Origin of the sequence: Pseudoalteromonas sp. SG43-4 (genome assembly GCF_014164325.1) — a bacterium.
GTDB lineage: Bacteria > Pseudomonadota > Gammaproteobacteria > Enterobacterales > Alteromonadaceae > Pseudoalteromonas > Pseudoalteromonas distincta.
This window is the reverse complement of sequence record NZ_JACJFB010000018.1, coordinates 1-24,665: the sequence shown is the minus strand read 5'-3', so window position 1 is coordinate 24,665 and position 24,665 is coordinate 1. Positions and strand designations below refer to the sequence as shown.

Here is a 24,665-nt window from a genome sequence, read left to right as displayed (position 1 = left end):
TCTTCAAGCATTCCTTTGCCAAGTTCTTCTTGTTTTATTGCGGTTTGGATACCGCGAAAGGAGACTAAATGACTACCCAATCAGTGCCACAAACAGTATCAGGCGCAAAATCAGATTACATCGTTGCCAAATTTGGCGGAACAAGTGTTGCAAATTTTGAAGCGATGAGTCGCTGTAGCGAAATTATTGTTGCAGATAAAAGCGTACGTATTGTTGCCGTGAGCGCCAGTGCCGGCGTAACTAATCACTTAGTTGCACTGTGTAAATCAAGCATTACTTCAAGTGAGCGCCAAGAACACATAAATGGCGTTCTTGCTATTCAACAAACTATTTTAGATGAATTATCGCTAGATGCCGATTTAGCTGTTGGCTTTAACGAAACCCTAAAAGCATTTCAAACATTGGCTCAAGAGCCACTAACAACCGCTCAGCAACACGACGAGCTACTTAGCTTTGGTGAGCGTTTGTCGTCGTATTTGTTTGCTCAAGTGCTGCGTTTACAAGGTTTAAACGCCGATCGCTTTGATGTGCGCAAGGTGCTTAAAACAGACAGCCAATTTGGCAAAGCAACGCCCAATGTTTCAGCCACAGCGCAAGCTGCTAAAGAGCATTTAATTCCGTTATTAGACACTCAAGTAATTGTAACTCAGGGATTTATTGGTAGTGACGAATACGGTCACACCACAACGCTAGGACGTGGTGGTTCTGACTATAGCGCTGCATTACTAGCTGAAGCGATTAACGCTAAAAGTGTGCATATTTGGACCGACGTAGTGGGCATTTTTAGCACCGACCCGCGTTTGTGCGCAAAAGCGACGCCTATTGCACGCTTAAGTTTTGACGAAGCCGCTGAAATGGCAACCTTTGGCGCAAAAGTATTACACCCAGCAACTATTTTACCAGCGAGCCGTAGCCACATTAACGTGTTTGTAGGTTCTAGCCGCGAGCCAGAGCGTGGCGGTACGTGGATTGAGCGCGAAAAATCGCAGCAACCAGGTATACGCGCAGTAACGCAACGTAAAAACCAAATATTGCTTACGCTTAAAAGCCCAGAAATGCTACTAGCAAGCGGCTTTTTAGCACGCGTATTTACACTATTAAGTGAATATAATATATCGGTAGATTTGGTAACCACATCAGAAATCAGTGTAGCTATAACGCTTGATAACGCGCAAAACGCCTCGCGCCCAGAGCTTGATCAAGAATGCCTAGATAAGCTTGCAGAATTTTGCCATGTTTCGGTAGAAAACAACCTAACATTGGTGGCACTTATTGGCTCTGAGATTCAATTACGCCAACACGAAATGAACTTAATGAGTGTACTAAAAGACTTTAACATTCGATTAATTTGTCACGGTGCTAGTAAGCACAACCTGTGCTTTTTAGTAGAGCAAACTGAGTCAGATAACGTAGTACAGTCTATTCATAGCCGTTTATTAGAAAACGATTTTGCTGCGTAAATAACGGTTATTCAGGAAAATTAACTAGTAAGGTTGCTTAACAAAATTAATAAAGTCATTTAATAAAAAGCATCGCCAGTCGGTGCTTTTTTTATGCACCACACTCACATCAAAACAAACATTACTGTCACTGCTATCAGCTACAGTAACGCGATTACTGCAAGCACTCAGCTTTGCACTATTTAATTCGTCAAACACATTGGGGCTAAGTAACTTTGCAATAGGGCGGCTGGTGGCTTTAGCAAGAGACTCTTTTAGTGTCCAAATTCTAAAAAACGTATCTGCTTGGGCTTGGGTATTAGTAGGCTTGGTGATAAGTGTAATTTCATCATTATGATAAAAATGCTTAGCTAGCTTTTCAAATGGGCGCTTTAGGCTTACTTTTTCAATATCAAAACCAAACTCACTTTTATCAAAATTTAGCGCGACTCCAACTAAACCATGTGAGTGCGAAATACAGGTATTAATAACATCACCACTTACATGTACTTGCAGCTTTGAGCTTGCCTCGTCAAATTCTGTACTCATTTTATTAAGGGCTACGTGCGCATGTTGCGGCTGCGCTACTTTAATAAGGTGTTTTAACAATAACCGCGTCGCTAAATACTCTTGCTTAGCTTGTGGGCTTTTACGGCGGTTTATAATGTTTAACTCAAACGGGCTTAAGCAATCGGGCAAATTAAAGTCTCTAAGCTCAAGTGTTTTAGCATTAAATAATAAAATACTGTTACTCGCTAAAGACAAATTTGCCAATTGAGTTGAAGTAATACTCAAGGCGTTTTTAAAATAGTGTTCAGTCATAAAAGCCCTAAAGCAAAAGAAGTCGCTGATATTGTGAGCGGTTAACGCCACTAATAAAGGCTGGGTACAATTTTATTACTCAGCTGGCATGAAATATGGTTTAATTCACAATAATCAAAATAATAACAGATTTGTAGATGTATGGCACAAGTGCGTGATGGGTTTCAAAGCCGACTTGGTTTTGTTTTAGCCGCTGCTGGCGCAGCAGTGGGTTTGGGTAATATTTGGGGTTTTCCTACGCAAGCGGCCAACCATGGCGGCGGTGCTTTTTTACTGGTTTATTTTATTGTTATATTTTTACTTGCGCTACCTGCGCTGTATACCGAACTTTATTTAGGTCACAAAGCACAAGCTAACCCGGTAAAAGCATTGGGCGATGCATGGCAAAACACTAGCCGTAAAGTAGGTGCAGCAGCCGGTTACATAGGCCTTGCGGGCGCAGTTGTTATGCTAAGTTTTTATTCAATAGTGGCAGGGTGGATGCTCTCGTACGCTATTGAACCCATAACAACCTTTTTAGGTTTCACAGGCGCAAGCGAATTTTTACATAGCGACTCAGTGCTGCGTAATTTTGTATTTACGCCGCTTATGCTTATTTTAACTGCCAGTATTATTTTAAAAGGGGTTAAATCGGGAATCGAAACTTGGTCGCGCCGTTTGATGCCACTTCTGCTTGTGCTGCTTGTTGGTTTAATTGCCTACATTGCAACACTCGATGGCGCAAGCGAAGGCTTTGCCGCGTATTTAATCCCTGATTTTAGCCAAATACTCGACCCTAATTTAATTATTGCCGCAATGGGGCAAGCGTTCTTTTCGCTCTCGTTAGGTGTGGGTTGTATGATGATTTACGGCTCGTATTTACAACCAGATGCTAATTTACCAAAGCTCACAGCAGGTGTTGCACTACTTGATACTGGCGTTGCTTTTTTAGCGGGGTTACTTATTATTCCTGCTATTTATGTGGCGCAGCACAACGGTGTAGAGGTATTTAGTGGCGGTAAATTGATTGGTGAAGGGCAGCTAATTTTTGCTATTTTACCTGAGCTATTTAGCACCATGGGCGAAATTGGCTTATTAGTTGGTTTATTGTTTTTTGTATTAATGTCTATCGCATCGGTTACGTCAACTATATCGACGACTGAAATTCCGGTAGCGTTTTTAGTCGAAAACCACAACGTTAGTCGCACCAAAGCAACATGGGCAGTGAGCGCCGTTGTACTTGTGTGTGCAAGCGCAATTATACTAAATTTTGATTGGTTATTTGGCTTAGTTATTATGCTATTTACTCAATACCAATTGCCGCTTATGGGCTTGTTTTACTTTATTACGGTAGGTTGGATGTGGCAGCGTGGTAATAAATTACACCAAGCAACAACAGGCCTACATTACTGGTTTGCTCAGTATATTCGTTTTGTTTGCCCAATATTAATGACCTTGGTATTTGCAAACGTTGCGTTTGGTTAAGCTCTATTTAAAGTGAATTTTTAAACAAAAAAAGCGAATAGGGCTCACCTTATTCGCTTTTTTTGTGCCTGTTATCTAGGTATAGCTTAGGTCTTTATAAAACCTCATTAGTTAGAGGCCTACCTTCACTTACTTCAAGCGCGTTAAATACGGTTGTGTTTGCTATTTCGGTAAGTGCTTCTTGCGTAAAAAATCCCTGATGCCCCGTTACTAATACGTTTTTAAAGCTCACTAAGCGCGAGAATATATCGTCTTGGTTTATTTCGTCGCTGTGGTTTTTAAAAAAAAGCTCCGATTCTTGCTCGTAAACGTCGAGTCCCAGGTAACCTAGCTTTTTAGTTTTAAGCGCGCTAATACACGCGTTACTATCAAGCAATGCACCGCGAGAAGTGTTAATGAGCATAACGCCGGTTTTCATTTTACTAAATGCCTCATCATTTATTAAATGATGAGTTTGCTCGTTCAGTGGGCAATGTAAAGAAATCACATCGCTTTGGCTAAGCAAGGTGTCTATATCGGTAATTGTATAATTGCCAGGTTGCGCGTATGGGTCGCACACTAATACTTTAGCGCCAAAGCCATTTAAAATGTTACACAGCGCAAGGCCAATTTTACCGCAACCTACAATACCCACGGTTTTATTGTGCAAGTTAAAACCAAGCAATCCGTTTAAATCAAAATTGTCTTCGCGTACGCGGTTATACGCTTTATGGGTTTTACGGCTAAGTGTTAGCATAAGTGCAATACAATGCTCGGCTACTGCTTCTGGGCTGTAAGCCGGTACGCGTAATACTTTAATTTTATGTGCTTTTGCTGCAGGTAAATCAACGTTATTAAATCCTGCACAACGCAGTAAAATAGTATTTATGCCTTGGCTTGCCAATTGTTCAATAACCGTGTCGTTTACGGTGTCGTTTACAAATACACATATGGCATCAAACCCGCTTGCTAAAATAGCCGTTTGTTCGCTCAGGGATTGCTCAAAATACGTTATTTTTATATCACGATGATCGCGTGTACTTTGTTCAAAAAAAGGCAGTTCGTACTTTTGAGTACTAAAAAAAGCAATATTCATGGTAATAGCCTCGACGCTTAATAAGTATCAATACAATAAACTACTTTATAAACCTGTGCTTTAGTAACACGCATTTTATTGATTTAAATTAAGCCTTAGCTGCCGTAAACAAAGGTATTTTTGATGCTACCTTTTTACCACCTCTTGCAGCGCTTAACTTTGCAGCTTGCAGTAAGTTGCTTTCTATTACTTGTTTAAGTGTTTCGGGCTTAGTACGCGGTGCATAGCGTGCAACAAGTTGCCCTTGTGAGTTAATTAAAAACTTAGTGAAATTCCACTTAATTGCACGGTTTTGCGAAATACCCCGCGTATGCGACTTTAAATAATTAAACAACGGATGTGTTTCTGGCCCGTTTACCATTACCTTACCAAATACCTCAAACGAGATATTAAATTGATCTTGGTAAAAGTCTTTAATGGCTAAATTATCAAGCGGCTCATTTTGGCCAAACTGGTTACACGGAAACGCAAGCACAGTAAAACCATTGCTTTTGTATTGCTGATAGAGCTTTTCGAGCGCGTTTAATTGCACCGAAAAATTACACTTACTCGCTGTATTAACAATAAGGACGGTTTTGCCCTGTAACTGGCTAAGAGGAAAATTTTCGCTGTTATAAAGTGGTGCATTAAATTGATAAATACTGTCCATAGGTTACCTACTTACCTTTCCCGCTAAGGAAATTTTATAAAGACTTTCATTCGCTTTTTTATCGACCGGTTGACATAATCGAGGTCTAGTTTCTAAGTTATCAGTTAAATAGGTCATTTTTATGTCAATGAAAGTCGCATTTATAGGTTTAGGCGTAATGGGTTACCCAATGGCGGGGCACTTAGCAAAAGCAGGGCACAGCGTATGCGTTTATAACCGCACTCAAGCTAAAGCAAAAGCGTGGACTGCAGAACATTCAGGAAGCTTTGCATCAACCCCGCGCGAAGCTGCCAGCAATGCCGATATTGTATTTATGTGTGTTGGGAATGATGACGATTTACGCTCAGTAGTGTATGGCGACGACGGCGTGTTAGCGGGCATGTTACCGCACACTATTTTGGTTGATCACACCACAACCTCTGCCGAAGTAGCACGCGAAGTGGCTGCAAAAGCGGCTCTGCAAAATATCGACTTTATAGATGCGCCTGTATCGGGCGGACAAGCTGGCGCCGAAAACGGCGTATTAACGGTTATGGCGGGTGGTAGTGAAGCTGTATTTGCTAAAGTGCAGCCAGTTATGGCGGCGTTTAGTCGTTTTAGCCAATTACTAGGCGGCGTTGGCTCGGGACAACTTTGTAAAATGGTTAATCAAATTTGTATTGCTGGTGTAGTGCAAGGTTTAGCCGAAGGCTTACATTTTGCCAAGCAAGCTGGGCTTGATGGCGAAAAAGTTATAGAAACCATTTCTAAAGGTGCAGCCGGTTCGTGGCAAATGGAAAACCGCTACAAAACAATGTGGGCGGGTGAATATGAATTTGGTTTTGCCGTAGATTGGATGCGTAAAGATTTAGGCATTGCACTCGATGAAGCTAAAAACAATGGCGCTACTTTACCAATGACCGCAACGGTCGATCAATATTACGCCGACGTACAAGCACTTGGCGGCGGCAGATACGACACCTCAAGCTTACTAGCACGCATTGAAGCGCTACATAAAAAGTAACGCTGTAGACGCGAAGCTTGTTTGCGTGACGGGCAAAGCCCGTAAAGTAATTTATTCACAAAGAGGTTATGAGGCGCTGCGCTTTTAGAGGCAGTGATAGATAAAAAGATTGTTGTTGGTCTTTATATTTTCTCATTTACTCCTCATTCGCTTCTCTTTGTGAAATAGATTTTTATTTAAGTAATTAAAAGCTGCGCTTTTCACGTGAGCGATCTCTACGTTTACCCCAAAGTATAGTTTATTGTTGTTTCGTAGACGCGAAGCTTGCTTGCGTGACGGGCAAAGCCCGTAAAGTAATTTATTCACAAAGAGGTTATGAGGCGCTGCGCTTTTAGAGGAAGTAATAGATCTAAAAAATTATTGTTTTTATGTCTTCTCATTTACTCCTCATTCGCTTCTCTTTGTGAAATAGATTTTGCTTTGTTTTAAGTGGTACAGATATTTATAAACAAAAACGCGACGCTTTATTGCTAAAGCGTCGCGTTTTTAATGCGTTATACAAACAAAATTACATGCTTTGTGCGTAGTTATACAACGCCTTTAAAATTGTAAGGTTTTTTTCGCTGTCGTCATGTTCATGCGCTAGGTTTTCAAGGGTGATCATAAAATCTTGCGCGTTAATCGATGGTTGATCTTCGCCGTGCATTAACTTGTTTTGGCAATACTGGCGCCATTGATCAAGTTCTTGCTGGTTTAGCGTTTCAGGCCAGTTACGTGCGCGGTATCTAAACAACAATGTATTAAACTTTTTATCTTCAAAGTCTAACTTCAACCCTGCTAATTCATCTGGTTTAGCATCGCGAATAATCGCAAACTTAGCTTTATCGGCATGGCTTGTAAAACCATTGTAAAGTAGGTAGTCAACGTTAGTAGTTGCGCTGTAATCGCCTTGCTCGTTAAACACTTCGGTTACTTTATCGCGAAGGTCGGTATTGGCTTTTAAAATAGCTAAGTTAGCTAAGCACTGCTCGCGGTTAATCCCTAGGCGGGCGGCGTTTTCAGGCAATAACGTTTTAGCTGGGGCTAAAATAGGGCACTTGTTTAAATGCACTAGTTTTAAGCCAACAGGTAATTCACCCTCGGCTAAATCAACACGTTTGGTGTATAAGCGTTTGCGTAACTCTTCTACGTTTAAATCAATGAGTACTTGTGGATTTTGGGTTAAATCAAAACAAATAACCGCGTTTTTATTTACCGGATGAAAGCTCATTGGTGCAACCCAGCTTGTACAGCCTTGTGTTGCAGGTATGCGCGACGTGGTATGCACCAGCGGCGTCATGTTAAATACATCAACCAATTCAGCAAGGGCTTTTTTATTACGCAGCCCAAAAAAGAAGTTATATAGCTTTGGCTGTTTTTCTTTTATTAGCTTAGCCAGTGCAATAGTGGCGGTTACATCGCTTAGCGCATCATGCGCTGCAGCGTGTTCAATACCATTGGCTACGGTTAAATGTTCTAGCTTAAAGCTTGGGCTGCCGTCTTCTTTTAACGGCCATTCAATACCTTCAGGACGCAGCGCATAACAAGCACGTACTAAATCTATAATATCCCATCGGCTATTGTTATTTTTGTATTCGCGCTCGTATGGGTCGTAAAAGTTACGGTAAAAGCTATAACGGCTTACTTCGTCGTCAAACCGAATACTGTTATAACCGGCAACACAAGTGTTTGGCACGCTAAATTCGGCATGAATTTTTGCTATAAACTCAGCTTCAACTAAGCCTTTTTTCATCGCCACTTGTGGCGTAATGCCCGTAATTAAACATGCCTCAGGGTGAGGCAAGTAATCCGCTTGCGGCTTACAATATTCAATAAGCGGCTCGCCAATTATATTTAAATCAAGATCGGTACGAATACCCGCAAATTGGCTCGGCTTATCCTTTTGAGGGCTCGCCCCCCAAGTCTCGTAGTCGTGCCAATAGATTGTTGCTTGATTTTGCTCTTGATATGCCATGCTGAAAACCCTGAGTAGTTAACTTAAAAGCGCCTAAATACGCGCCAAGTTACTAAAATAATGAATTATTTAGATTATGGCATATGGGCGAGGGAGTTTATAGGTTTGGGTGAGAAATGATGTTCACGGAACTTTGGAATAATACGTCAAGCTTGAGTTTTGTACCCATATTGCATTTAGTTACCAAAATGACACTATTTAAGCAGGAGTATTAAAATCATTTTAAAGGAATAAATTTAGCATGCCTTCTAATACAAAAGAGTACGTAACCGTTCAATAGTTAGAGCAAGACCTTCTCACCGTGACTGGTAATCCCTCAATTGCTAAAAACCAAGCTACTCAATATGCTATTTACTATCGAGGCGAAATTATTGATTCAGCACGTTATAAAAAAGGGCTTATAAGTAAAGATGACTTAATACTTAGTAGGCATGTACGGTGGGAGCATAATAAGCGGCACAGTATTAAACTAAGTAGAAATATGATTGCAGCAGGTAGGGAAAGAGGTGAAAATATGGCGGCTCACCATATAGTCGCTTGGGACGATCCCCGAGCTTCAAAGGCTAGGCTTAGACTAGCAGGCTTTGGAATCGATATTGACCATGAAGCAAATGGAGTATTTCTTCCTAGATTTGCTAAACATACTCCAATGGATGCAATGCCTAAGGCTGAAGCACATACAAAAACCCACACAAGCGAATATTTCTTAAACGTAGAAGCTTTACTTACCGATACTATAGCTGAAGGTTTAGGGCGCACAGGTGTAATAGAGTTACTTAGAGATATTGGCGACGAATTACAAAGTGGTGATTTCCCACTACATGAAGAATTATCAAATATGATACCAAGGTAATTAAATGAAAGAATTTAATAAAGTTTATGCTGTTGGCGTTGATGCTGGTGAATATTTGCTGTTACAAGAAACAATGTTCGAGCAGTCAATACAGTTAACAAGCAACGATATTTATACTTTTAACGGCAACTCAAAAGGTGATGACTGGCGTGTTGTAGATGTTGATTGGTTAATAGTCGAAGGTGAAACTCCTACTAATAAACCCGATGTAGCAGGCTGGGGAGCAATGGCTTTCGTAATTCCAGCACCTTTAAAAGGTATGTTTGAGCCAACACTTAGAGAATGCTGTGAATTTTTACCACTAAATCTTAATGGTGAAGAATGGTTCGCGTTAAATATTCTAGAGCAACAAGACGCAATTAACCAAGAGCACACAGAGTTGAACATGAAGAATGGTCGTGTAAATAGAATCAGGCGCTTTAAAAAACTCGCTTTAAGCAAAAATGCTATAAAACACGGTGGGTTGTTTAAAGTGAAAGGAGCTGGAATATTTACCTTTTGTACGGATGAAGAAGGGGGCTTATATGACTTGGTTAAAAGCCATAATTTAAAAGGCCTAAAATTTACAGAAGTTAATGTAATATAAACACGTTATCCCAAAACTAGCGGGCTGTTATGATTGCTGATTAGTTTACTTCTTAAGTAAACTAATCCATTAACCTATTTGGTCCATGTCATTAAAGGTACTTGTATGGTTTTCAGCATCACTGATAACCCAACTAAAAATAAGGTTCTTAAACTTTTGTAAATTAGTAATTTGGCATTAGACTAAAGTCTATAAGTTAATTTTCTTCACTTATTAGGTTTGTTTTAATCGTTTGTCGATTTTGTGTTAATTCTCTAAAGTTCAGTTGTCGGCAACAAGCACGGCTTAACCAACAGGACTACGACCATGAAACTTACTCTTATCAAAACTATCGCTCTTAGCTCACTACTTACATGTTCAGCTGCTGCAATGGCTGAGCAAAGTGATTACAAATTAATGGTTATTGAAACTGCAACAGCGCCACAGCCACTTGAGCAATCATTTAATAGCTGTGCACTGAATGTTAAGTCAAAAAATTACGCTGAGGCTGAAGCAATTTGTACTAAAGCAATTGCGCTTTTAAAAGACGCAGATGGCCCTAAATTTAAAGTGCGCCAACTTACGTCATTCGCATTAAGCAACCGTGGTGTTGCACGTTTAAAAGCGAACAACGACACTGCTGGCCTTGCTGATTTATACGAAGCAAACCAAATGTCTACAAGTACAATGGTATCGCACAATTTAACTCGCGCTAAAGAAGAGCTTTCTTTATAAACACTTTATAAAGTGCTTACCAAAAGCATGTTATAAAATAGCGAGAGTAAAAAAGCCCATGTTAGGTTAATTCCTAACATGGGCTTTTTTGTTTTATTTAACGCGTGAGTTAATACTTTAAATACGTTAACAGAGTAGGGTGTGTATTTATAATTAATATTTTGGGTATGCTTGTTTAGGCTACACGAATATAATGCGAGATAACCGTATAAAAATAATAACCCTTCTGCTTTGCTTTTTTTGAGCAAGGCATCATTAAATAAATATTGAGATTTAAACCATGGCACCAGGAACCAGCCTAAGCGTACTTGAAATAAGTGCGATATTTTTATCAATTACCGCGTTACTCACCTATGTAAACCATCGCTTTATTGGCCTGCCAACAACCATTGGCGTTATGGTTATTTCGATGCTTTTATCTATCGGCGCTATATTTTTGGGCTTTTTAGGGTTTGATGATCTTATAGATTACGAAGTGAGCTTGCTCGATCAGTTAGATTTTACTGAAGTTTTGCTCGATGGCATGCTCTCAATGCTGCTTTTTGCTGGGGCGCTGCACGTAAATGTTAGCGACTTAAGGCGCTATAAATTGCCAATAGGTATTTTGGCCTGTGTTGGTACGTTGCTATCAACGGTTATTATTGCTGGTGCGCTTTATTTAGTACTTCCTTTGCTTGGTTTTGATTTAGCATTTATATGGTGTTTATTATTTGGCGCATTAATTTCGCCAACTGATCCTATTGCGGTAATGGGAATTTTACAATCTGCGGGGGCGCCTAAAAGTATTGAAACCGTGATTGCGGGTGAATCGTTGTTTAACGATGGTATTGGCGTGGTTATTTTTGTGCTTTTATTGGGTGTTTTATCAAGTGGTGATATTCCTACAACTTATTATGTCGCACACACGCTGGCGGTAGAAGCCGGTGGCGGTATTGTTTTTGGTTTGGTATTAGGTGGTATTTTATATTACTTACTTAAAAGTATTGATAGTTACCAAGAAGAAGTACTCCTTACTTTAGCGGGCGTTATTGGTGGCTATGCACTTGCAAGCCATTGGCATTTGTCGGGCCCACTTGCAATGGTAATGATGGGGTTAATGGTGGGTAATCATGGTCGTAGTATGGCTATGAGCGACAAAACACGCCATTACGTTGATTTATTTTGGGAGCTGATTGACGAAATTTTAAATGCCATTTTATTTGTACTCATAGGGCTTGAGGTCGTCATGATTGCATTTTCGAGTAATTTGTTTATTGCTGGTGGCTTAACAATTTTAATAGCGTTAATGGCACGTTTAATTGTTGTGGGTATAACAACCACTACATTTAATAAGCAATTAGAGTTGCCATCTGGCGCGTGGAAAGTTTTAACCTGGGGTGGCTTGCGCGGTGGTATTTCGGTGGCACTGGTATTGCAATTACCTGATGGGAACGAGCGCGATATTTTATTGGCTCTCACTTATGCGGTTGTGGTGTTTTCTATTTTAATTCAGGGTTTGAGTATTGGTAAAGTAGCCAAAACTATCCGTTAAATATAAATTGGTTAGACTAAACCTGTTAAATATAATTCTTTAAAAAGCGTGTGAAATAGCTGTATTTCACACGCTTTTTATTTTTCTTATAAGAAAAGGGCAATTAAAACGTAAAACTGAGCTGCACACCGCTGTAAATATGTTCTTGTGCTTCCCAGTAGTCGCCATCTATTTGGCGTGCTCGGGTAAATACTTCTATTTTAAATGGCTTAAAGTGATAACCCGCACCTATACCTGCGTAGCCGTCTATGTCGTTGTTCGATTTTTCTATTTGGTAGGTGTTGTCGCCCCTATCGTTTTTAAAGGCGAGTTCGAACAGATCTAAGCCAAGCTCGGCGTATATAAAAAAGTCATTAAAATAACCAAGCTTCATGCCGTTGTCCCACGTTATAAATTCTTCTTGCTCGCCTTGTTTATTATCGATTACTGCCGCGCCAATTGCGCTGGTAAAAACAACACCAAAGTTACTGTAATTTTGTTTGATCATCATTTCTACACCCGCAGATGTAATGCTGCTATCGCCATTAAATTCTGATTTTATAAACATACCGGTGTTAGGCATGTCATTACCGAGCAAAAGCCTTGCGTTAACATTTTGGCTAAATGATAAAAGCGTGCTTAATAAAACAAAAAGAGAAAGTATGTGTTTCAAAAAAGTTAACCCATTAATGATGAAAAGTTACCAGAGCTGTAATTATAAATACATGACTTAGTATTGCATGTAATTAAATGTATAAATTTGTTTGATAGTTACTCAGCTATGCCAAAGTAAGGTGTTTAAAATAAAACCAACTAAAAAAAAGCATAAATAATTATATACATTTTAAAACGTAAAGTAGCGATTTTAGGCACGATTGTTGGTGCGTAAGTTGTTTAAATATATAGAAAAAGTTTAAACGTATTAGACTAAGGTCTATAGGTTAATTTTCTTCACTTATTAGGTTTGTTTTAATCGTTTGTCGGGGTTGTGTTAATTCTCTAAAGTTCAGTTGTCGGCAACAAGTACGACTTAACTTACAGGAAATTAATCATGAAATTTACACTTATCAAAACTATCGCTCTTAGCTCACTATTAACATGTTCAGCTGCTGCAATGGCTGATCAAAGTGATTACAAATTAATGGTTATTGAAACTGCAACAGCGCCACAGCCACTTGAGCAATCATTTAATAGCTGCGCACTAAATGTTAAGTCAAAAAATTACGCTGAGGCTGAAGCAATTTGTACTAAAGCAATCGCACTTTTAAAAGACGCAGATGGCCCTAAATTTAAAGTACGCCAACTTACGTCATTCGCATTAAGCAACCGTGGTGTTGCACGCTTAAAAGCGCATAACGATACAGCTGCACTTGCTGATTTATACGAAGCATCAAAATTGTCTAACAGCTCAATGGTATCGCACAACTTATCTCGCGCTAAAGAAGAATTATCTCTATAAGGTTTTTTATAAAGTGCTTACTAAAGCATAATATAAAATAGCGAGAGTAAAAAAGCCGATATTGGGTTAAACCCCAACATCGGCTTTTTTGTGTTTATTAACTTTGTATTGTGTTATACCAATTCGCAATAATACATAATCATTTTGCGGGGCTAAACGTGTCGCTACCTGCGTTAAAAAATTCTCATTTAGAACAACCAAATAGCGAATTTTTTGCCTAGCTATCAACACGTTTTTCCATCCTCAAAATAGATCACTTAATTAAGCGAATTGGTATTATTAAAAAATAAAAAAATGTATTTTGCTATTTATTGTTTAGTGATTTTCATGGTTTTTAACTAATTGTAATTACTAAGTATTTTTACAAGTGTTAGACTAAAGTCTATAGGTTAGATTTATTCACTTATTAGGTTTGTTTTTATCGTTTGTGGTAATTGAGCTAACACTCTAAAGTTTAGTTGTCGGCAACAAGTACGACTTAATTAATTAGGAATATAATCATGAAATTTACACTTTTAAAAACCATCGCTCTTGGCTCATTATTAACTTGCTCAGCTGCTGCAATGGCTAATCAAGGTGATTATAAATTAATGGTTATTGAAGACTCTGTAACTGCAGCACCCGCATTTGAAAAATCATTTAATAGCTGTGCTTTAAATGTTGAAGCAAGAAACTACGAAGAAGCAGAAGCTATTTGTACACAAGCTATTGCATTGCTTAAGCAAAGCCATGGTCCGCGTTTAAAAGTACGTGAACTTACATCGTTTGCATTAAGTAACCGTGGTGTAGCACGTATTAAGGCTCAAAAAGACACTGCTGGTATTTCTGATTTATATGAAGCGGTTCAAATTTCTAAAAACTCACTTGTAACACATAACTTAACTCGCGCTAAAAAAGAGTTATCTTTATAAGAATGCTTGTATCAAGCGCTTATAATTTAGCGAGAGTATAAAAGCCCATATTAGGTAGCACCTAATATGGGCTTTTTTGTATGTTTGAATAACCGTAGTTACCTATAAACACACTTCTTTTAATAAAACAGTTTTACTGAATAATAGTGTTTTTAAAGGTGATTTTTAGAGTCTTACGTTACTAATTTATATTGGTAAGTACTTGTTACCTAAAACATAGATCTATAAATATAGAAACATAGGTAAAAATATAGTTTTTTAGCATGATTCAACTGTGCAGTAAAACGGGATTGTTTTATTTAAGCTGTTGTTTTTAATTGATAATAAAACCTAATGTCTTTGACTTTAGTCTGTTTTTATTTAAAAATCGAAGTAATATATATTTTATAGCATTGACGCCACGTGGATGCTAATCACTGTTTTGTGATGAATAGCTAGATATGACTTTTGTTTTATTTTTAGTCCCACCTCAATCTTACTAAAAATTAAACAGGGAATAGAGTAGTTATTAACTTGCGCAATAAAAATAAAAAGCGCAAATAAAGGGATTTAAAAATGCAATTTAAACTAAAAAAAATAGCTGCCTTGTTATTCGGGGTGGGTATTAGCCTTTCTGTATTTGCCGAAGATATAGAGCTATACGTAAACCATAATGTTGAAACCGACGAAAAACCACGTGTAATCATTGTTTTTGATACATCTGGAAGTATGAAAAACTTTTTACCCAACGGTATTAGAAAAGTAGATGCCGGCATCAGTGCAATGAGTCAGTTGGTTACTGATAATAGCTCTATCGATTTTGGTTTGATGCGTTTTAAAAATGATAATGGCGGCTATATTATGGCAGGTCTTGGATCTCCCCATTCTACAATTTTAAGCCAAATTCACAGTTTACCAGCGGCTGGTAGTACCCCAGTTACAGAAACCCTATGGGAAGCCTACTTGTATCTAACAGGTCAGAAAGTGTACTACGGACAAAACTCAAATGAGCGGGATTTTTCTGCTGAAACTGGTTCGCTATATTACGACAATAACTCTCGATACATATCACCATTTACCCAAGCAGTTGGTGCCGATGTACGTTGTGATAATTCAATCAATTTAATTTTGATGACTGACGGTGATCCTCAAAGTGATACTAACCGAAACGATGATATCAAATCATTATACAAATCTACTTTTGGCTCAAATCCTTCTAAAACAAGTAATAGTTATCTAGCCGCTTTAGCTCAGATAATACATGGTACAAGAGATGTTGAAGTTGACTTGTACGACACCACGCCAGAGGTTGCCGATACGGGGCGAGTTTTTACTATCGGTTTTGGTAGTGGCATGAGTACAAATGGTAAAAAGTTATTAGAAAAAACCGCTTTATTGGGCGGCGGCGAGTACTTACATGCAGATACATCAACTGAACTTTCTGAAGCGCTTAATAATACAATATCGAAAATACGCGAAGTTAACGATAGTTTTTCATCACCTACGGTAGCAAGTAATAATGTTGACCAAACACGTAGCCGAGAGTCAATTTACTTTGCGATGTTTTACCCAGAAACAGGCGCACGTTGGAGCGGGAATTTAAAAAAGCTAAAAGTGTCAGGCGCAAATATAGTCGATTCAACTGATCAAATAGCCCTTGATGAAAATGGGTTAATTGATGAGAAAGCGCGAACATTTTGGCTGCCAACTAATAAGCCTGCAGATGGGAATTTAGTAGCCCAGGGTGGCGTAAATTTACTTTTATCAACTTTAGACCCTGATAGCCGTAAAATCTACATAGATAAAACGGGCAGTATTATTGATTTTACTTTTGATAAAGTACAAACCATTTTAAATTTAGCGACAGGTACAGTTACCGATCTTGCCCCTGATTTGATTCCTAATATCGGGCTAACTTTACAGGAGAGTGATATTAGCTGGGCACGAGGGGTTGATGTTGACAATGAAGATGGTGATAACTCATCAGTAGATCAGCGAATCAATATTTTTGGCGACCCTTTGCATTCAAAGCCGGTATCTATAGATTACGGCGATGGAAGTATTCACATACTTGTTGGTACTAATGCCGGCTTTTTACATATGTTTGAAGACAAAGGCGATACTGTTGAAGAAAAGTGGGCTTTTACACCTGCAGCCTTATTAAAAAACATTCCTGCTTTGCGTAGTAATCTTGCAAATACAAAAGTGTATGGCATGGATGGGCCTATAAGTGTGTTCTTTAATAATAAAGGCTCAAATAGCGAAGGGTTAAACGATGGTGTTATTAGAGCAAGTGATGGTGATGAAGTGTGGGCATTTGCAGGTATGCGCAGAGGCGGTAAAAATTACTACGCGCTTGATATAAGTGATCCTAACGAACCTAAAAAATTATGGAATAAGCCTATTGTTGGTGGCTCAGAAGAATTTAAATATTTAGCGCAAACATGGTCTAAGCCTCAAATTGCATACATTAAAGCCTTTGGTGAGGATCCATTGCTAATATTTGGCGCAGGCTACGATACAAACAAAGATAATGCGATTAGAACAACAGATGAAACCGGACTAGGTATCTACATTGTTAATGCTAAAACTGGCGAAAAGGTATGGGCGCTGACTCCAGATGAACATGGTTTTACCGGAGAGCACAGTATTGCAGCGGATGTAACTACGCTTGACTCAGATTACGACGGGTATATCGACCGAATTTATGCAACCGATACAGGTGGTAATATTTGGCGAGTAGATATTCCTAGTGAAGATGAAGGTGATATTACCCATTTTAAATTTGCAGAGCTTGGCAGTACATTAGCGTCGCAAGACAGACGTTTTTTTTACAAACCATTAGTTGCTAGAACGCTGTTTAGTAAAGTTACTAAAACCAATTATGGTGGTGAAATGATCACCACCCGTTTAGATACCCCGTACGACGCAATAGTTATAGGTAGCGGAAATCGTTCAAACCCACTTGCTACTAATGAGCAAGATCAGTTGTATATGATCCGTGATGAAAACACCCTAACAAAAATATTTACTGAATTTCCAGCCCCAATAGTGCCAGATGATTTAATGAAAATGAATGAAGACCCATTTGGTAACGCACTTGATGACGTTGATAAATTTGTTAATCTTGAAGTTAAGTTAGCCGAATTTAAAGGGTGGCGATACGAATTAGGGACGGGTGAAAAGTCTCTTGCTGCAGCAACAGTCGTTGGTGGGGTTGCGTACTTTACTTCCTTTACGCCTGCATCTTCATCATCAACGCAAAACCAATGTTCGTTAACGGGTGGCGGTGGTTCGCTTTATGCCTTTCATTTGCATTATGGAACGAAGGTTTATGACGATGTGAAATTTGCAACAAGTAATGATGTACCAGATACACCGAAACTATTTTTTGGGGAAGGCCCGTCGTGTGCAGATAATGATGCGGATGGTAAGTGCGATTGGGATGATGCAACGGATGTAACGCAAGTTAGTCAGTTTTATTTAATAGGCCCTGGGGTTAAAGGTTCTGATAAGCCGATAAAAGCTATTGAAATACTTGGGCCAAATTTAAATGTTGAAGGTGGAAAAGTTAAGCTAGTAAATGGCGCTGAACCAATTGGTTTTGGCTTTAAAACCCAACAAACATATATTTATAAACGCGAAGAAAACGATACTCAGGCACTTTAAAAAACACAATGCAATAAACATAAGCCACCTTAGTTAGGTGGCTTTTCAATTTTAAGAGCAAATCAAAAATGCTAATGGTTTGCTTATATAATTGGTTTAGAGTTTTCGAAGGGCTCTAAACCAACCCATGTATAATATACATTCGTTTACAAAACTCGGTCATCACTTGAGCCCTTTACTCTAGGCACTTGCAGTCCATATTAGTCAATAATAACTGGTGTTAGTTATATTTAATTAACAAATATAAGAGCTAAATATAACATGCTGTGTCACTATATAGGTACAGGGCATGTTAACTTGTTGCCATCCCCCCATAAAAATTCAATAAATTTCTGTTGTTTAAATTTATACCAACCTGCATAAATCTTTGAGTAATTTAACAAATTAAATTGCACTATAACGTCGTTAAAATTTTATTTAGAACAACTAGATACAAAAATTTTGCCTCGTTCTAGCATAATTTTCTTAACGTTAACTAGATCCCATATATAAGCAGATTGGCATTACTTATTTTGTATTAAAGTAACTTATAACAATATGATTTTTAATAATAATTAAAGTGCAAAAAAGGAAGTCTTTGTATGTTTTTTAAAAAAAGTCAGTTAGCTATTTCATTAGCGTTTACGCTAGGCCTTGTTGGATGTGGTGGCGGTGATAAAGCGGCCGTTGTAGAGCCAGTTGTAGCTAAGCCAGATCCTATAAAAGTAGATCCCGTAGAAGTTAACACTATCTCTCTTACAGGAAAGGTTATTGATGGTTATGTATCTGGTGCAATAGTATGGCTGGATATTGATGGCGATGGTACTTTTGACGAGCAATCAGAACCTTCTGTAGTCTCTGAAGAATCGGGTAATTATAGTTTTAATTTTACAGAAGAGCAGGCGCTGTGTGTGCCGTATTCAACTATGTACGTTGATGTACCGGTTGGCGCAATTGACGAGGACTTAGGCGAGGTAACACAAGCGTATCAAATGTCATTTCCACCCTCAATTGAGGCTTTGACTGATGAAGATATTCGAAATATATCACCTTTAACAACCGTTATTTGGGAACAATTGAGCCTTCAATTACAAAAAAGTGGTAACAATAATTTAAGTTGTGATGCACTTAAAGAAAATACTGAACTACTGGCAAACCTTCAAAGCGAAATAACAAATGTTATGCAAAACTTGGTTGCGCATTATAATTTGTCAACAGAGCAAATTTACTCAGATTTTATCGCTACTAACGACAGCGACGCTTACGACAGAGCACAAGCAATTGTTAAGGGACTAAAAGCGGCCTATAAATTCAAGCAAGAGCTAGATGCTCAGTATCCTGATGCAGAAGAAGTAAGAGCAGTGATTTACCAAGACACAGCAAAAGATGCAGAGTATGGGTTTGAAAATGCATGGTACCGCGACAAAGTTATTTTTGCAGGCGCTGAACTTATTTATGAGCAAGTAAAGCTTCAAAATACAGACGAACTCGACAAAATTGACGTTATTTTGTCTCGATTGGATTCAACAGATACGCCTTGGGGCGAAGAATCGTTAAATGGAAAATTAACAGTTAGAGACGATGTTTACATTAACGCCGATCGTACTTACCGATGCTCTAGCATTGAGAACGTTAGTTTTGAGCAAAGCAATGTGCTTTATGGCGTTGCTAATACTAGCCCATCGGTTAACTTCCCAACAGCAGATGAATGCGTTAGTGCTAATTTAGATACACCGTTCGAGCGAGGTTTTAGCATTAGCTATACTGAGTCAGGATCGTTTTACCAAACTGACTTTGCCTTTAGAGAGGAAAATGCCGACTTTCAAACATTATCTGATTGGGTAAATGTTAAAGACAAAGCTACTGACTTAGAAACTCAAGATTTAGTGACCGTACTCGCTGCTATGCCCTATGAGTTTGATGACGAAACATCTATTGATGCTAGCTTTTGGCGTAAATACAAAACCACAGACAACGTACGTATTATTAAAACAATTGAAGGGCAATGGTTTAGAGATACCCGCCGAGAAGATGGAACAATGCTGCATGAGTGCAGTGAAAATGGTGTTGACTGGGTGCAATGCGAATAATGTAAAAGCACTTTAATTAATATTAGCTTAGTGCCAGTCAGTTAATAACTGACTGGCATTTTTTGTTTGAAAAAGCTTACTTTTATGTGCGGTTATAATTGTATACCTGATGAACTTTATTTTTAATCTGTTTTTTACTCGGGTTTACTGTAAAATTACTGGGTTAACATTTGTTAAGTGATGCTTACAATTGTTATTGCTCGTTAAGTATTTAAACTAATTTAAGTAGAGCTTATGATTTTTTATATTATAGGGTTAAGTTTACTTGTTATTATTTTATGCGTTGCACTTTATGTAATTTACAGCAACGTACATAAAAGTCGGGTAAGAAAATCCAAGGAATACAACGTACTGTTTGATAAAGACACGATAGTTGATGAACTAATCACTCAACTAACAGAAAAAAATCAAACACAAGAAAACCAAGATAAAACAGCTAAAGGTAAAGAAGAAATCCTTGCAACATTTGTTGAGTTACATCGCTCTGGTAGCTTTTGCGCACATTTGAGTGAACAGGAAATTATTTACTTTGTTAAAAAGAAATTAAACATGGAGAGTAATAAAAATGGATAGCGAAAAAGCAGTCCCAGCAGTAAAAAGTGACTCATTTATGAGTCGATTTGGTCGTCGTAATGTAATTATAGTGTCATCAATTGTTGTTGTATTGGTAGTGATAGCAACCCTTACATCGCAAGTTGTTTCGTGGAATGAAGCAGATGAGCGTTTAGTACATCAATCGGCTTTTACAGGTAACTTAACCGTAATAAATCAAGCCGGCCCTTACTTAAAAGCGTTTGGTAGTACATCTGCTTATAAAAAAGTAATTTCGATTAACTTTACGGGCGATGCCGGTGCAACAGCAAGCGCAATTGTACCGCTAATACCAATTCGATTTTTAGATACCACAACAGGTGGCGCACGAGGTGTCTCTCGTTTTAGATTACCAGGCAATGTACCTGCAGCAGAGTCGGGTGCTCTACGTGGTTTACTTAAAATACACGAAGAGTTTGGTTCACAAGAAACATTAATATCTAATTTATTAATGCGTGCAACCACTGAAAATGTAAAAGCGTCGGCGCGTATGATGTCGGTAGAGCAACATTACTCTGGTGGTAATGGTCAATTAAGCCAAGATTTTGCTGATCAATTAACAAACGGTATTTTTGTTACTGAACAAATTATTAGTACGGGCGAGCGCGATAAATCTGACGATTTAGGCAATTTAAGTAAACAGCAGCGCGTCACTATTAATATTAAAATGGATGATGAGGGTAATACACTGCGTAATGCACCTATTTTAGGCGCTTACGGTATTACAGTAGTAGATGCCAGCATTATTGATATTGACTACGAAAGCAAAGTAAATGCTCGCCTAGAAGCCCAAAAACAGGCTGCTGCAGATGAAGCGCTAGCGCGTCAAAACCTTAAAAAAGCAGAGCAACAAGCGCGTACTGAAGTGGCTTTAGGTGAGCAAGCAATTGCTAAGCAACGTGCTGAATCTGAAAAGCTAAAAATAAAAGAGCAAATTGATGCTGAACGAATTAAGGCAAATGCCATTATTTCTGCACAGCAACGAGTAGCTGTAAAAGCGGAACTTGCAAAAGAGCAAGAAGAGATTTTAAAGCAACAACGTTTAGAAGCATTAGGTATGGACGTTTTAGCTGAGGCTCGTTTAAGAGCTAAGTCTGCTGCACTTGATCCTAAGTATGTATTTGATGAAACGCTAAAAGCAGAAGTTAAAATTCAAACTGCTTTATTTACAAGCTTAGGTAATAGCCGTTTAGTGCCTGAAATTGTAATAGGCGCAGGCCAAGGCGAGCAAAGTAATGGCTCTGAATTTATGCGTTTATTAGCCGCCGATGCTGCATTAAGTCTTAAAAAGCGTTTAGAAAAAGAGAAAAAATAAACGATTAGTTAAGTATTGCACAAACAATAAAAACGTTGGCTGATTCGCATTGGCTAGCGTTTTTTATTGCGTAAATTTTGTTATTGTATGGTGCGCTTAGCTTGTGAAAACAAGCTTTTTAAATTATTAAATAAAAGAGTGAGCAGTACTTATGGACCCCAGTAATCAGTTTATTTTAGATTTAGGGCAAGAGCATATTACCATCCAGCGACGATATGAAGCGCTGGGAGCGTTTAACGATTTTTTGATTGCTGTTTGGTTTTTAATTGGCAGTTTTTTCTTTTTAAATGACTCACTAATAGAAAGTGGCACATGGCTGTTTATAGCGGGCAGTGCTCAATTGCTTATAAAACCTATTTTGAAATTGATCAGCTTAGTACATGTTAGTCGGGTATTTCATTCAAATAAAACTTCATAAATAAAACACCATAAATACGACTCATGATGAGTTCAGTTATTATGGTGTTTTATTTACCAGTATAAGTTATTTAAATATCAAGGATAGAAAAAGTGAAAGTACTTAAGTGGATTGCAATTGGAATAGCTACTTTATTAATAGTAGGCTTACTAATTCCCGAAAAAATAATGATTCCGGTACAAGGTGCCACAAGTAAAGATTGGAACCATAACACGTTTTGGTACGAGCCTTGGGGTAGGTCGGGTGTGCACAAAGGAATTGATATTTTTGGCATAAAGAACACTCCTGTAGTTGCCTCAACAAGCGGTATTGTTATATTTGCAGGTGAGTTAACTCGTGGTGGTAAGGTGGTTGCGGTGCTTGGGCCTAAATGGCGCGTGCATTATTTTGCACATTTAAATAACTACTCGGTAAGTACAGGTGATGTAGTAAGCATAAACAGTCAAATTGGCTTACTGGGCGATACCGGAAATGCCGCAGGAAAACAGCCTCATGTGCATTATTCTATTTTATCGTTAGTGCCCATGCCGTGGCTTTTTACAACGCAAAACCAAGGGTGGAAAAAGATGTTTTTTTTGAGCCCACATAAAAAACTCACTGCTAAATAATAGTTTTAGCTGTTAAATCAAGATGTTTAACAGCTAGAATTAGTTAATAAGCAAGCGTGTATTTAAGCTAAAAATTAGCCTGCAACTGGGGTTTTACCCGCGCGAATATTTTTAATGCTTTTAATAAACATATAAATACAGGTAGTGATTAAACAGCCTGCTAAATAAAACACAATACCGTTGGGTGCATCAGATAAATTTGCAGCAAGCATAGGGCCAAATACCGACCCAATACTGTAACTCAAAAGCATTACCTCAGTTGCAGATACTATTTTTGCCATTGGTAATGAGTCGCACGCAAGTGTTATAGCAATCGGGTAAAGTGCAAAGCTGCATGCGCCTAGTATTAAGTAGCTTACTATTAATCCTGCTAAAGTGTTTGCTTGTAGTATACCCACAGCACCGGCTGCGCCTACTAAACAAAACATACCCATCAATAAGCTTTTTTCAAGCCGAGTAGATAAGTAACTCACAAGCGGCTGCACGACCATGCCGCCTAAGATAATAACCGCCATAAGTGTTCCTGTGTACTGAGCTTGATCAGCTTGTGCTGCAATATACACCGGCATTAAGCCGTAAATAGGGCCCAGTAATAATCCCGATGCTAAGCATCCGAGCATAGCTGGGTGGCTTAATGTTTTTATTTCTTTTAGTGGTAGTTTTTCAAGGTGCTGTTTTTCGGGCTGACCTTTGGTTATTAATAAAGGGGCTAAAATAGCTAAAAATAATAACGAGGCTACAAATAAATAAGGCGTTGAACCTTCGGTGCCAAGCGGCCCTATAGCAAGTTGACCAACCGCGCTGCCCCCATAAAGTGAGGTCATGTATAAACCCAAACGTTTAGCACGCGACTTTGCTGTGTTGGTCATTAATAACCAAGACTCAACAACGACAAACACACCGGCAACAGCAACACCTGCTACAAATCGTGCAATTAACCAGTTAACGGTATTTGGCAGTGCAAGTTGTGCAAGCACGCTTGCTATTAATAGGCTTAAAAATAATATAAATGCGAAGCGATGACCCATTTTTACCACAATGCGCTCTATTGTGGTGGCGCCAATAAGTAAGCCAAAGTAAAAAATGCTCGCAAGCCAAGGCGCTAGGTTTTCATCGAGTTTAAATGCGGGTAACGACAGCGGAATAAGGCTCATTAAAAAGCCGGATGCGATAGCAAAAAATGACAGCCCGATAACGGGTGCTAAAGGGTTATTAGAGGTGCTTGTGGCGGCTGATTCGGCCATGTGTGTTTATCGACTCATCAAGGTAAATAACCACTGTTTTAAAGTTTGAGAGGTTACTTTAATAATAAAATTTGCGCGAATTTAGAGCCAAATTAAAAATAAGTAAAGTGATATTTTATTAAATAATATAAATAAATTTAAAACGATCTTTTTGGTAAATTATCGGATCTATTATGCTTTTTATTGTAGTGTTTTTATGTAGATATTGTTTTATATTTGTGAGCATTTATGTCTGAATAGAGTTTTTTGTAATGCAAGCAGATAGGCACATATCGCATGCTGCACGTCACTTTTTAAAGTTTTCGCAGCAGCACGTAGAGCAATACATAGAGC

21 protein-coding genes are annotated in these 24,665 nt (G+C 38.5%); 15 read left to right on the top strand and 6 right to left on the bottom strand.

All coding sequences use genetic code 11. From position 1 onward, the window contains the following. Window positions 1-68: 68 nt before the first annotated feature. Window positions 69-1,460 carry a lysine-sensitive aspartokinase 3 gene (gene lysC, locus H5160_RS15995; RefSeq protein WP_182737963.1) on the top strand — a complete coding sequence of 464 codons (1,392 nt, stop codon included), beginning with the start codon at window positions 69-71 and terminating at the stop codon, window positions 1,458-1,460. 24 nt (window positions 1,461-1,484) lie between these two features. On the opposite strand, the gene H5160_RS15990 is transcribed toward lysC, so the two are convergent. Next, a complete protein-coding gene (locus tag H5160_RS15990; protein WP_182693749.1) occupies window positions 1,485-2,261 on the bottom strand; it encodes a 4'-phosphopantetheinyl transferase superfamily protein in 777 nt (258 codons plus the stop codon). A 141-nt stretch (window positions 2,262-2,402) separates the two neighbouring features. Here H5160_RS15990 and H5160_RS15985 point away from each other — a divergent pair, with 141 nt between their 5' ends. After that, a complete protein-coding gene (locus H5160_RS15985) occupies window positions 2,403-3,725 on the top strand; it encodes a sodium-dependent transporter (protein WP_182737962.1) in 1,323 nt (440 codons plus the stop codon). A 94-nt stretch (window positions 3,726-3,819) separates the two neighbouring features. Here H5160_RS15985 and H5160_RS15980 read toward each other — a convergent pair whose 3' ends face one another. Beyond that, a complete protein-coding gene (locus tag H5160_RS15980; RefSeq protein ID WP_182737960.1) occupies window positions 3,820-4,800 on the bottom strand; it encodes a 2-hydroxyacid dehydrogenase in 981 nt (326 codons plus the stop codon). Between the two features lie 88 nt (window positions 4,801-4,888). After that, complete coding sequence (locus H5160_RS15975) at window positions 4,889-5,449, bottom strand: glutathione peroxidase (RefSeq protein ID WP_182737959.1); 561 nt, start codon at window positions 5,447-5,449, stop codon at window positions 4,889-4,891. Window positions 5,450-5,570: 121 nt separating this feature from the next. Between H5160_RS15975 and H5160_RS15970 the strand changes: the two genes are divergently transcribed. Beyond that, window positions 5,571-6,452 carry an NAD(P)-dependent oxidoreductase gene (locus tag H5160_RS15970; protein WP_182737958.1) on the top strand — a complete coding sequence of 294 codons (882 nt, stop codon included), beginning with the start codon at window positions 5,571-5,573 and terminating at the stop codon, window positions 6,450-6,452. Window positions 6,453-6,960: 508 nt separating this feature from the next. On the opposite strand, the gene sbcB is transcribed toward H5160_RS15970, so the two are convergent. Further along, entirely contained in the window at window positions 6,961-8,406 is a 1,446-nt protein-coding gene (gene sbcB, locus H5160_RS15965; protein WP_182737957.1) for an exodeoxyribonuclease I, read from the bottom strand. Window positions 8,407-8,707: 301 nt separating this feature from the next. On the opposite strand from sbcB, the gene H5160_RS20490 reads away from it, so the two are divergent. The 4 genes from H5160_RS20490 to H5160_RS15945 all read left to right on the top strand — a co-directional run bounded on the left by H5160_RS20490 (window position 8,708) and on the right by H5160_RS15945 (window position 12,090). Then, window positions 8,708-9,259 (top strand): AHH domain-containing protein, encoded by a 552-nt coding sequence (locus H5160_RS20490; protein ID WP_278381028.1) that lies wholly within the window; start codon window positions 8,708-8,710, stop codon window positions 9,257-9,259. A 4-nt stretch (window positions 9,260-9,263) separates the two neighbouring features. Then, window positions 9,264-9,845: a hypothetical protein gene (locus H5160_RS15955; protein WP_182737956.1), complete on the top strand. Its 582-nt coding sequence runs from the start codon at window positions 9,264-9,266 to the stop codon at window positions 9,843-9,845. Between the two features lie 306 nt (window positions 9,846-10,151). Beyond that, the gene (locus tag H5160_RS15950) at window positions 10,152-10,559 is read left to right on the top strand and encodes a hypothetical protein (RefSeq protein WP_101162764.1); all 408 of its coding nucleotides are present in this window, start codon (window positions 10,152-10,154) and stop codon (window positions 10,557-10,559) included. A 280-nt stretch (window positions 10,560-10,839) separates the two neighbouring features. Then, window positions 10,840-12,090, top strand: a complete 1,251-nt coding sequence (locus H5160_RS15945; protein ID WP_002963249.1) for a sodium:proton antiporter — start codon at window positions 10,840-10,842, stop codon at window positions 12,088-12,090. 103 nt (window positions 12,091-12,193) lie between these two features. Here the strand turns inward: H5160_RS15945 and H5160_RS15940 are convergent, their stop codons facing one another. After that, on the bottom strand, window positions 12,194-12,742 hold the full coding sequence (locus H5160_RS15940; protein ID WP_182737955.1) for a hypothetical protein: 549 nt from the start codon (window positions 12,740-12,742) through the stop codon (window positions 12,194-12,196). Between the two features lie 378 nt (window positions 12,743-13,120). Between H5160_RS15940 and H5160_RS15935 the strand changes: the two genes are divergently transcribed. From H5160_RS15935 to H5160_RS15900, 8 genes are all read left to right on the top strand, one after another. Continuing rightward, window positions 13,121-13,528 (top strand): hypothetical protein, encoded by a 408-nt coding sequence (locus H5160_RS15935; protein WP_024609350.1) that lies wholly within the window; start codon window positions 13,121-13,123, stop codon window positions 13,526-13,528. Between the two features lie 500 nt (window positions 13,529-14,028). Then, on the top strand, window positions 14,029-14,439 hold the full coding sequence (locus H5160_RS15930) for a hypothetical protein (RefSeq protein ID WP_004336087.1): 411 nt from the start codon (window positions 14,029-14,031) through the stop codon (window positions 14,437-14,439). Window positions 14,440-14,994: 555 nt separating this feature from the next. Further along, complete coding sequence (locus tag H5160_RS15925) at window positions 14,995-18,087, top strand: pilus assembly protein (protein ID WP_182737954.1); 3,093 nt, start codon at window positions 14,995-14,997, stop codon at window positions 18,085-18,087. 581 nt (window positions 18,088-18,668) lie between these two features. Then, window positions 18,669-20,156 (top strand): hypothetical protein, encoded by a 1,488-nt coding sequence (locus H5160_RS15920; RefSeq protein ID WP_182737953.1) that lies wholly within the window; start codon window positions 18,669-18,671, stop codon window positions 20,154-20,156. Between the two features lie 234 nt (window positions 20,157-20,390). Further along, window positions 20,391-20,729: a hypothetical protein gene (locus H5160_RS15915; RefSeq protein ID WP_024595217.1), complete on the top strand. Its 339-nt coding sequence runs from the start codon at window positions 20,391-20,393 to the stop codon at window positions 20,727-20,729. Next, entirely contained in the window at window positions 20,722-22,062 is a 1,341-nt protein-coding gene (locus H5160_RS15910) for an SPFH domain-containing protein (protein ID WP_002961828.1), read from the top strand. Before H5160_RS15915 ends, H5160_RS15910 begins: the two co-directional genes overlap by 8 nt. A 151-nt stretch (window positions 22,063-22,213) precedes the next feature. After that, window positions 22,214-22,480 (top strand): YrhK family protein, encoded by a 267-nt coding sequence (locus H5160_RS15905; protein ID WP_165742813.1) that lies wholly within the window; start codon window positions 22,214-22,216, stop codon window positions 22,478-22,480. Between the two features lie 92 nt (window positions 22,481-22,572). After that, complete coding sequence (locus H5160_RS15900; RefSeq protein ID WP_182737952.1) at window positions 22,573-23,088, top strand: M23 family metallopeptidase; 516 nt, start codon at window positions 22,573-22,575, stop codon at window positions 23,086-23,088. A gap of 74 nt (window positions 23,089-23,162) precedes the next feature. On the opposite strand, the gene H5160_RS15895 is transcribed toward H5160_RS15900, so the two are convergent. Continuing rightward, window positions 23,163-24,332, bottom strand: coding sequence for an MFS transporter (locus H5160_RS15895; RefSeq protein ID WP_182721432.1), 1,170 nt, complete (start codon window positions 24,330-24,332; stop codon window positions 23,163-23,165). Between the last annotated feature and the right edge of the window lie 333 nt (window positions 24,333-24,665).

What these genes read in the sequence shown, in the direction of transcription:
- lysC (WP_182737963.1), top strand. Translation starts at nt 69, where the DNA reads ATGACTACCCAATCAGTGCCACAAACAGTATCAGGCGCAAAATCAGAT.
- H5160_RS15990 (WP_182693749.1), bottom strand. Translation starts at nt 2,261, where the DNA reads ATGACTGAACACTATTTTAAAAACGCCTTGAGTATTACTTCAACTCAA.
- H5160_RS15985 (WP_182737962.1), top strand. Translation starts at nt 2,403, where the DNA reads ATGGCACAAGTGCGTGATGGGTTTCAAAGCCGACTTGGTTTTGTTTTA.
- H5160_RS15980 (WP_182737960.1), bottom strand. Translation starts at nt 4,800, where the DNA reads ATGAATATTGCTTTTTTTAGTACTCAAAAGTACGAACTGCCTTTTTTT.
- H5160_RS15975 (WP_182737959.1), bottom strand. Translation starts at nt 5,449, where the DNA reads ATGGACAGTATTTATCAATTTAATGCACCACTTTATAACAGCGAAAAT.
- H5160_RS15970 (WP_182737958.1), top strand. Translation starts at nt 5,571, where the DNA reads ATGTCAATGAAAGTCGCATTTATAGGTTTAGGCGTAATGGGTTACCCA.
- sbcB (WP_182737957.1), bottom strand. Translation starts at nt 8,406, where the DNA reads ATGGCATATCAAGAGCAAAATCAAGCAACAATCTATTGGCACGACTAC.
- H5160_RS15955 (WP_182737956.1), top strand. Translation starts at nt 9,264, where the DNA reads ATGAAAGAATTTAATAAAGTTTATGCTGTTGGCGTTGATGCTGGTGAA.
- H5160_RS15950 (WP_101162764.1), top strand. Translation starts at nt 10,152, where the DNA reads ATGAAACTTACTCTTATCAAAACTATCGCTCTTAGCTCACTACTTACA.
- H5160_RS15945 (WP_002963249.1), top strand. Translation starts at nt 10,840, where the DNA reads ATGGCACCAGGAACCAGCCTAAGCGTACTTGAAATAAGTGCGATATTT.
- H5160_RS15935 (WP_024609350.1), top strand. Translation starts at nt 13,121, where the DNA reads ATGAAATTTACACTTATCAAAACTATCGCTCTTAGCTCACTATTAACA.
- H5160_RS15930 (WP_004336087.1), top strand. Translation starts at nt 14,029, where the DNA reads ATGAAATTTACACTTTTAAAAACCATCGCTCTTGGCTCATTATTAACT.
- H5160_RS15925 (WP_182737954.1), top strand. Translation starts at nt 14,995, where the DNA reads ATGCAATTTAAACTAAAAAAAATAGCTGCCTTGTTATTCGGGGTGGGT.
- H5160_RS15920 (WP_182737953.1), top strand. Translation starts at nt 18,669, where the DNA reads ATGTTTTTTAAAAAAAGTCAGTTAGCTATTTCATTAGCGTTTACGCTA.
- H5160_RS15915 (WP_024595217.1), top strand. Translation starts at nt 20,391, where the DNA reads ATGATTTTTTATATTATAGGGTTAAGTTTACTTGTTATTATTTTATGC.
- H5160_RS15910 (WP_002961828.1), top strand. Translation starts at nt 20,722, where the DNA reads ATGGATAGCGAAAAAGCAGTCCCAGCAGTAAAAAGTGACTCATTTATG.
- H5160_RS15905 (WP_165742813.1), top strand. Translation starts at nt 22,214, where the DNA reads ATGGACCCCAGTAATCAGTTTATTTTAGATTTAGGGCAAGAGCATATT.
- H5160_RS15895 (WP_182721432.1), bottom strand. Translation starts at nt 24,332, where the DNA reads ATGGCCGAATCAGCCGCCACAAGCACCTCTAATAACCCTTTAGCACCC.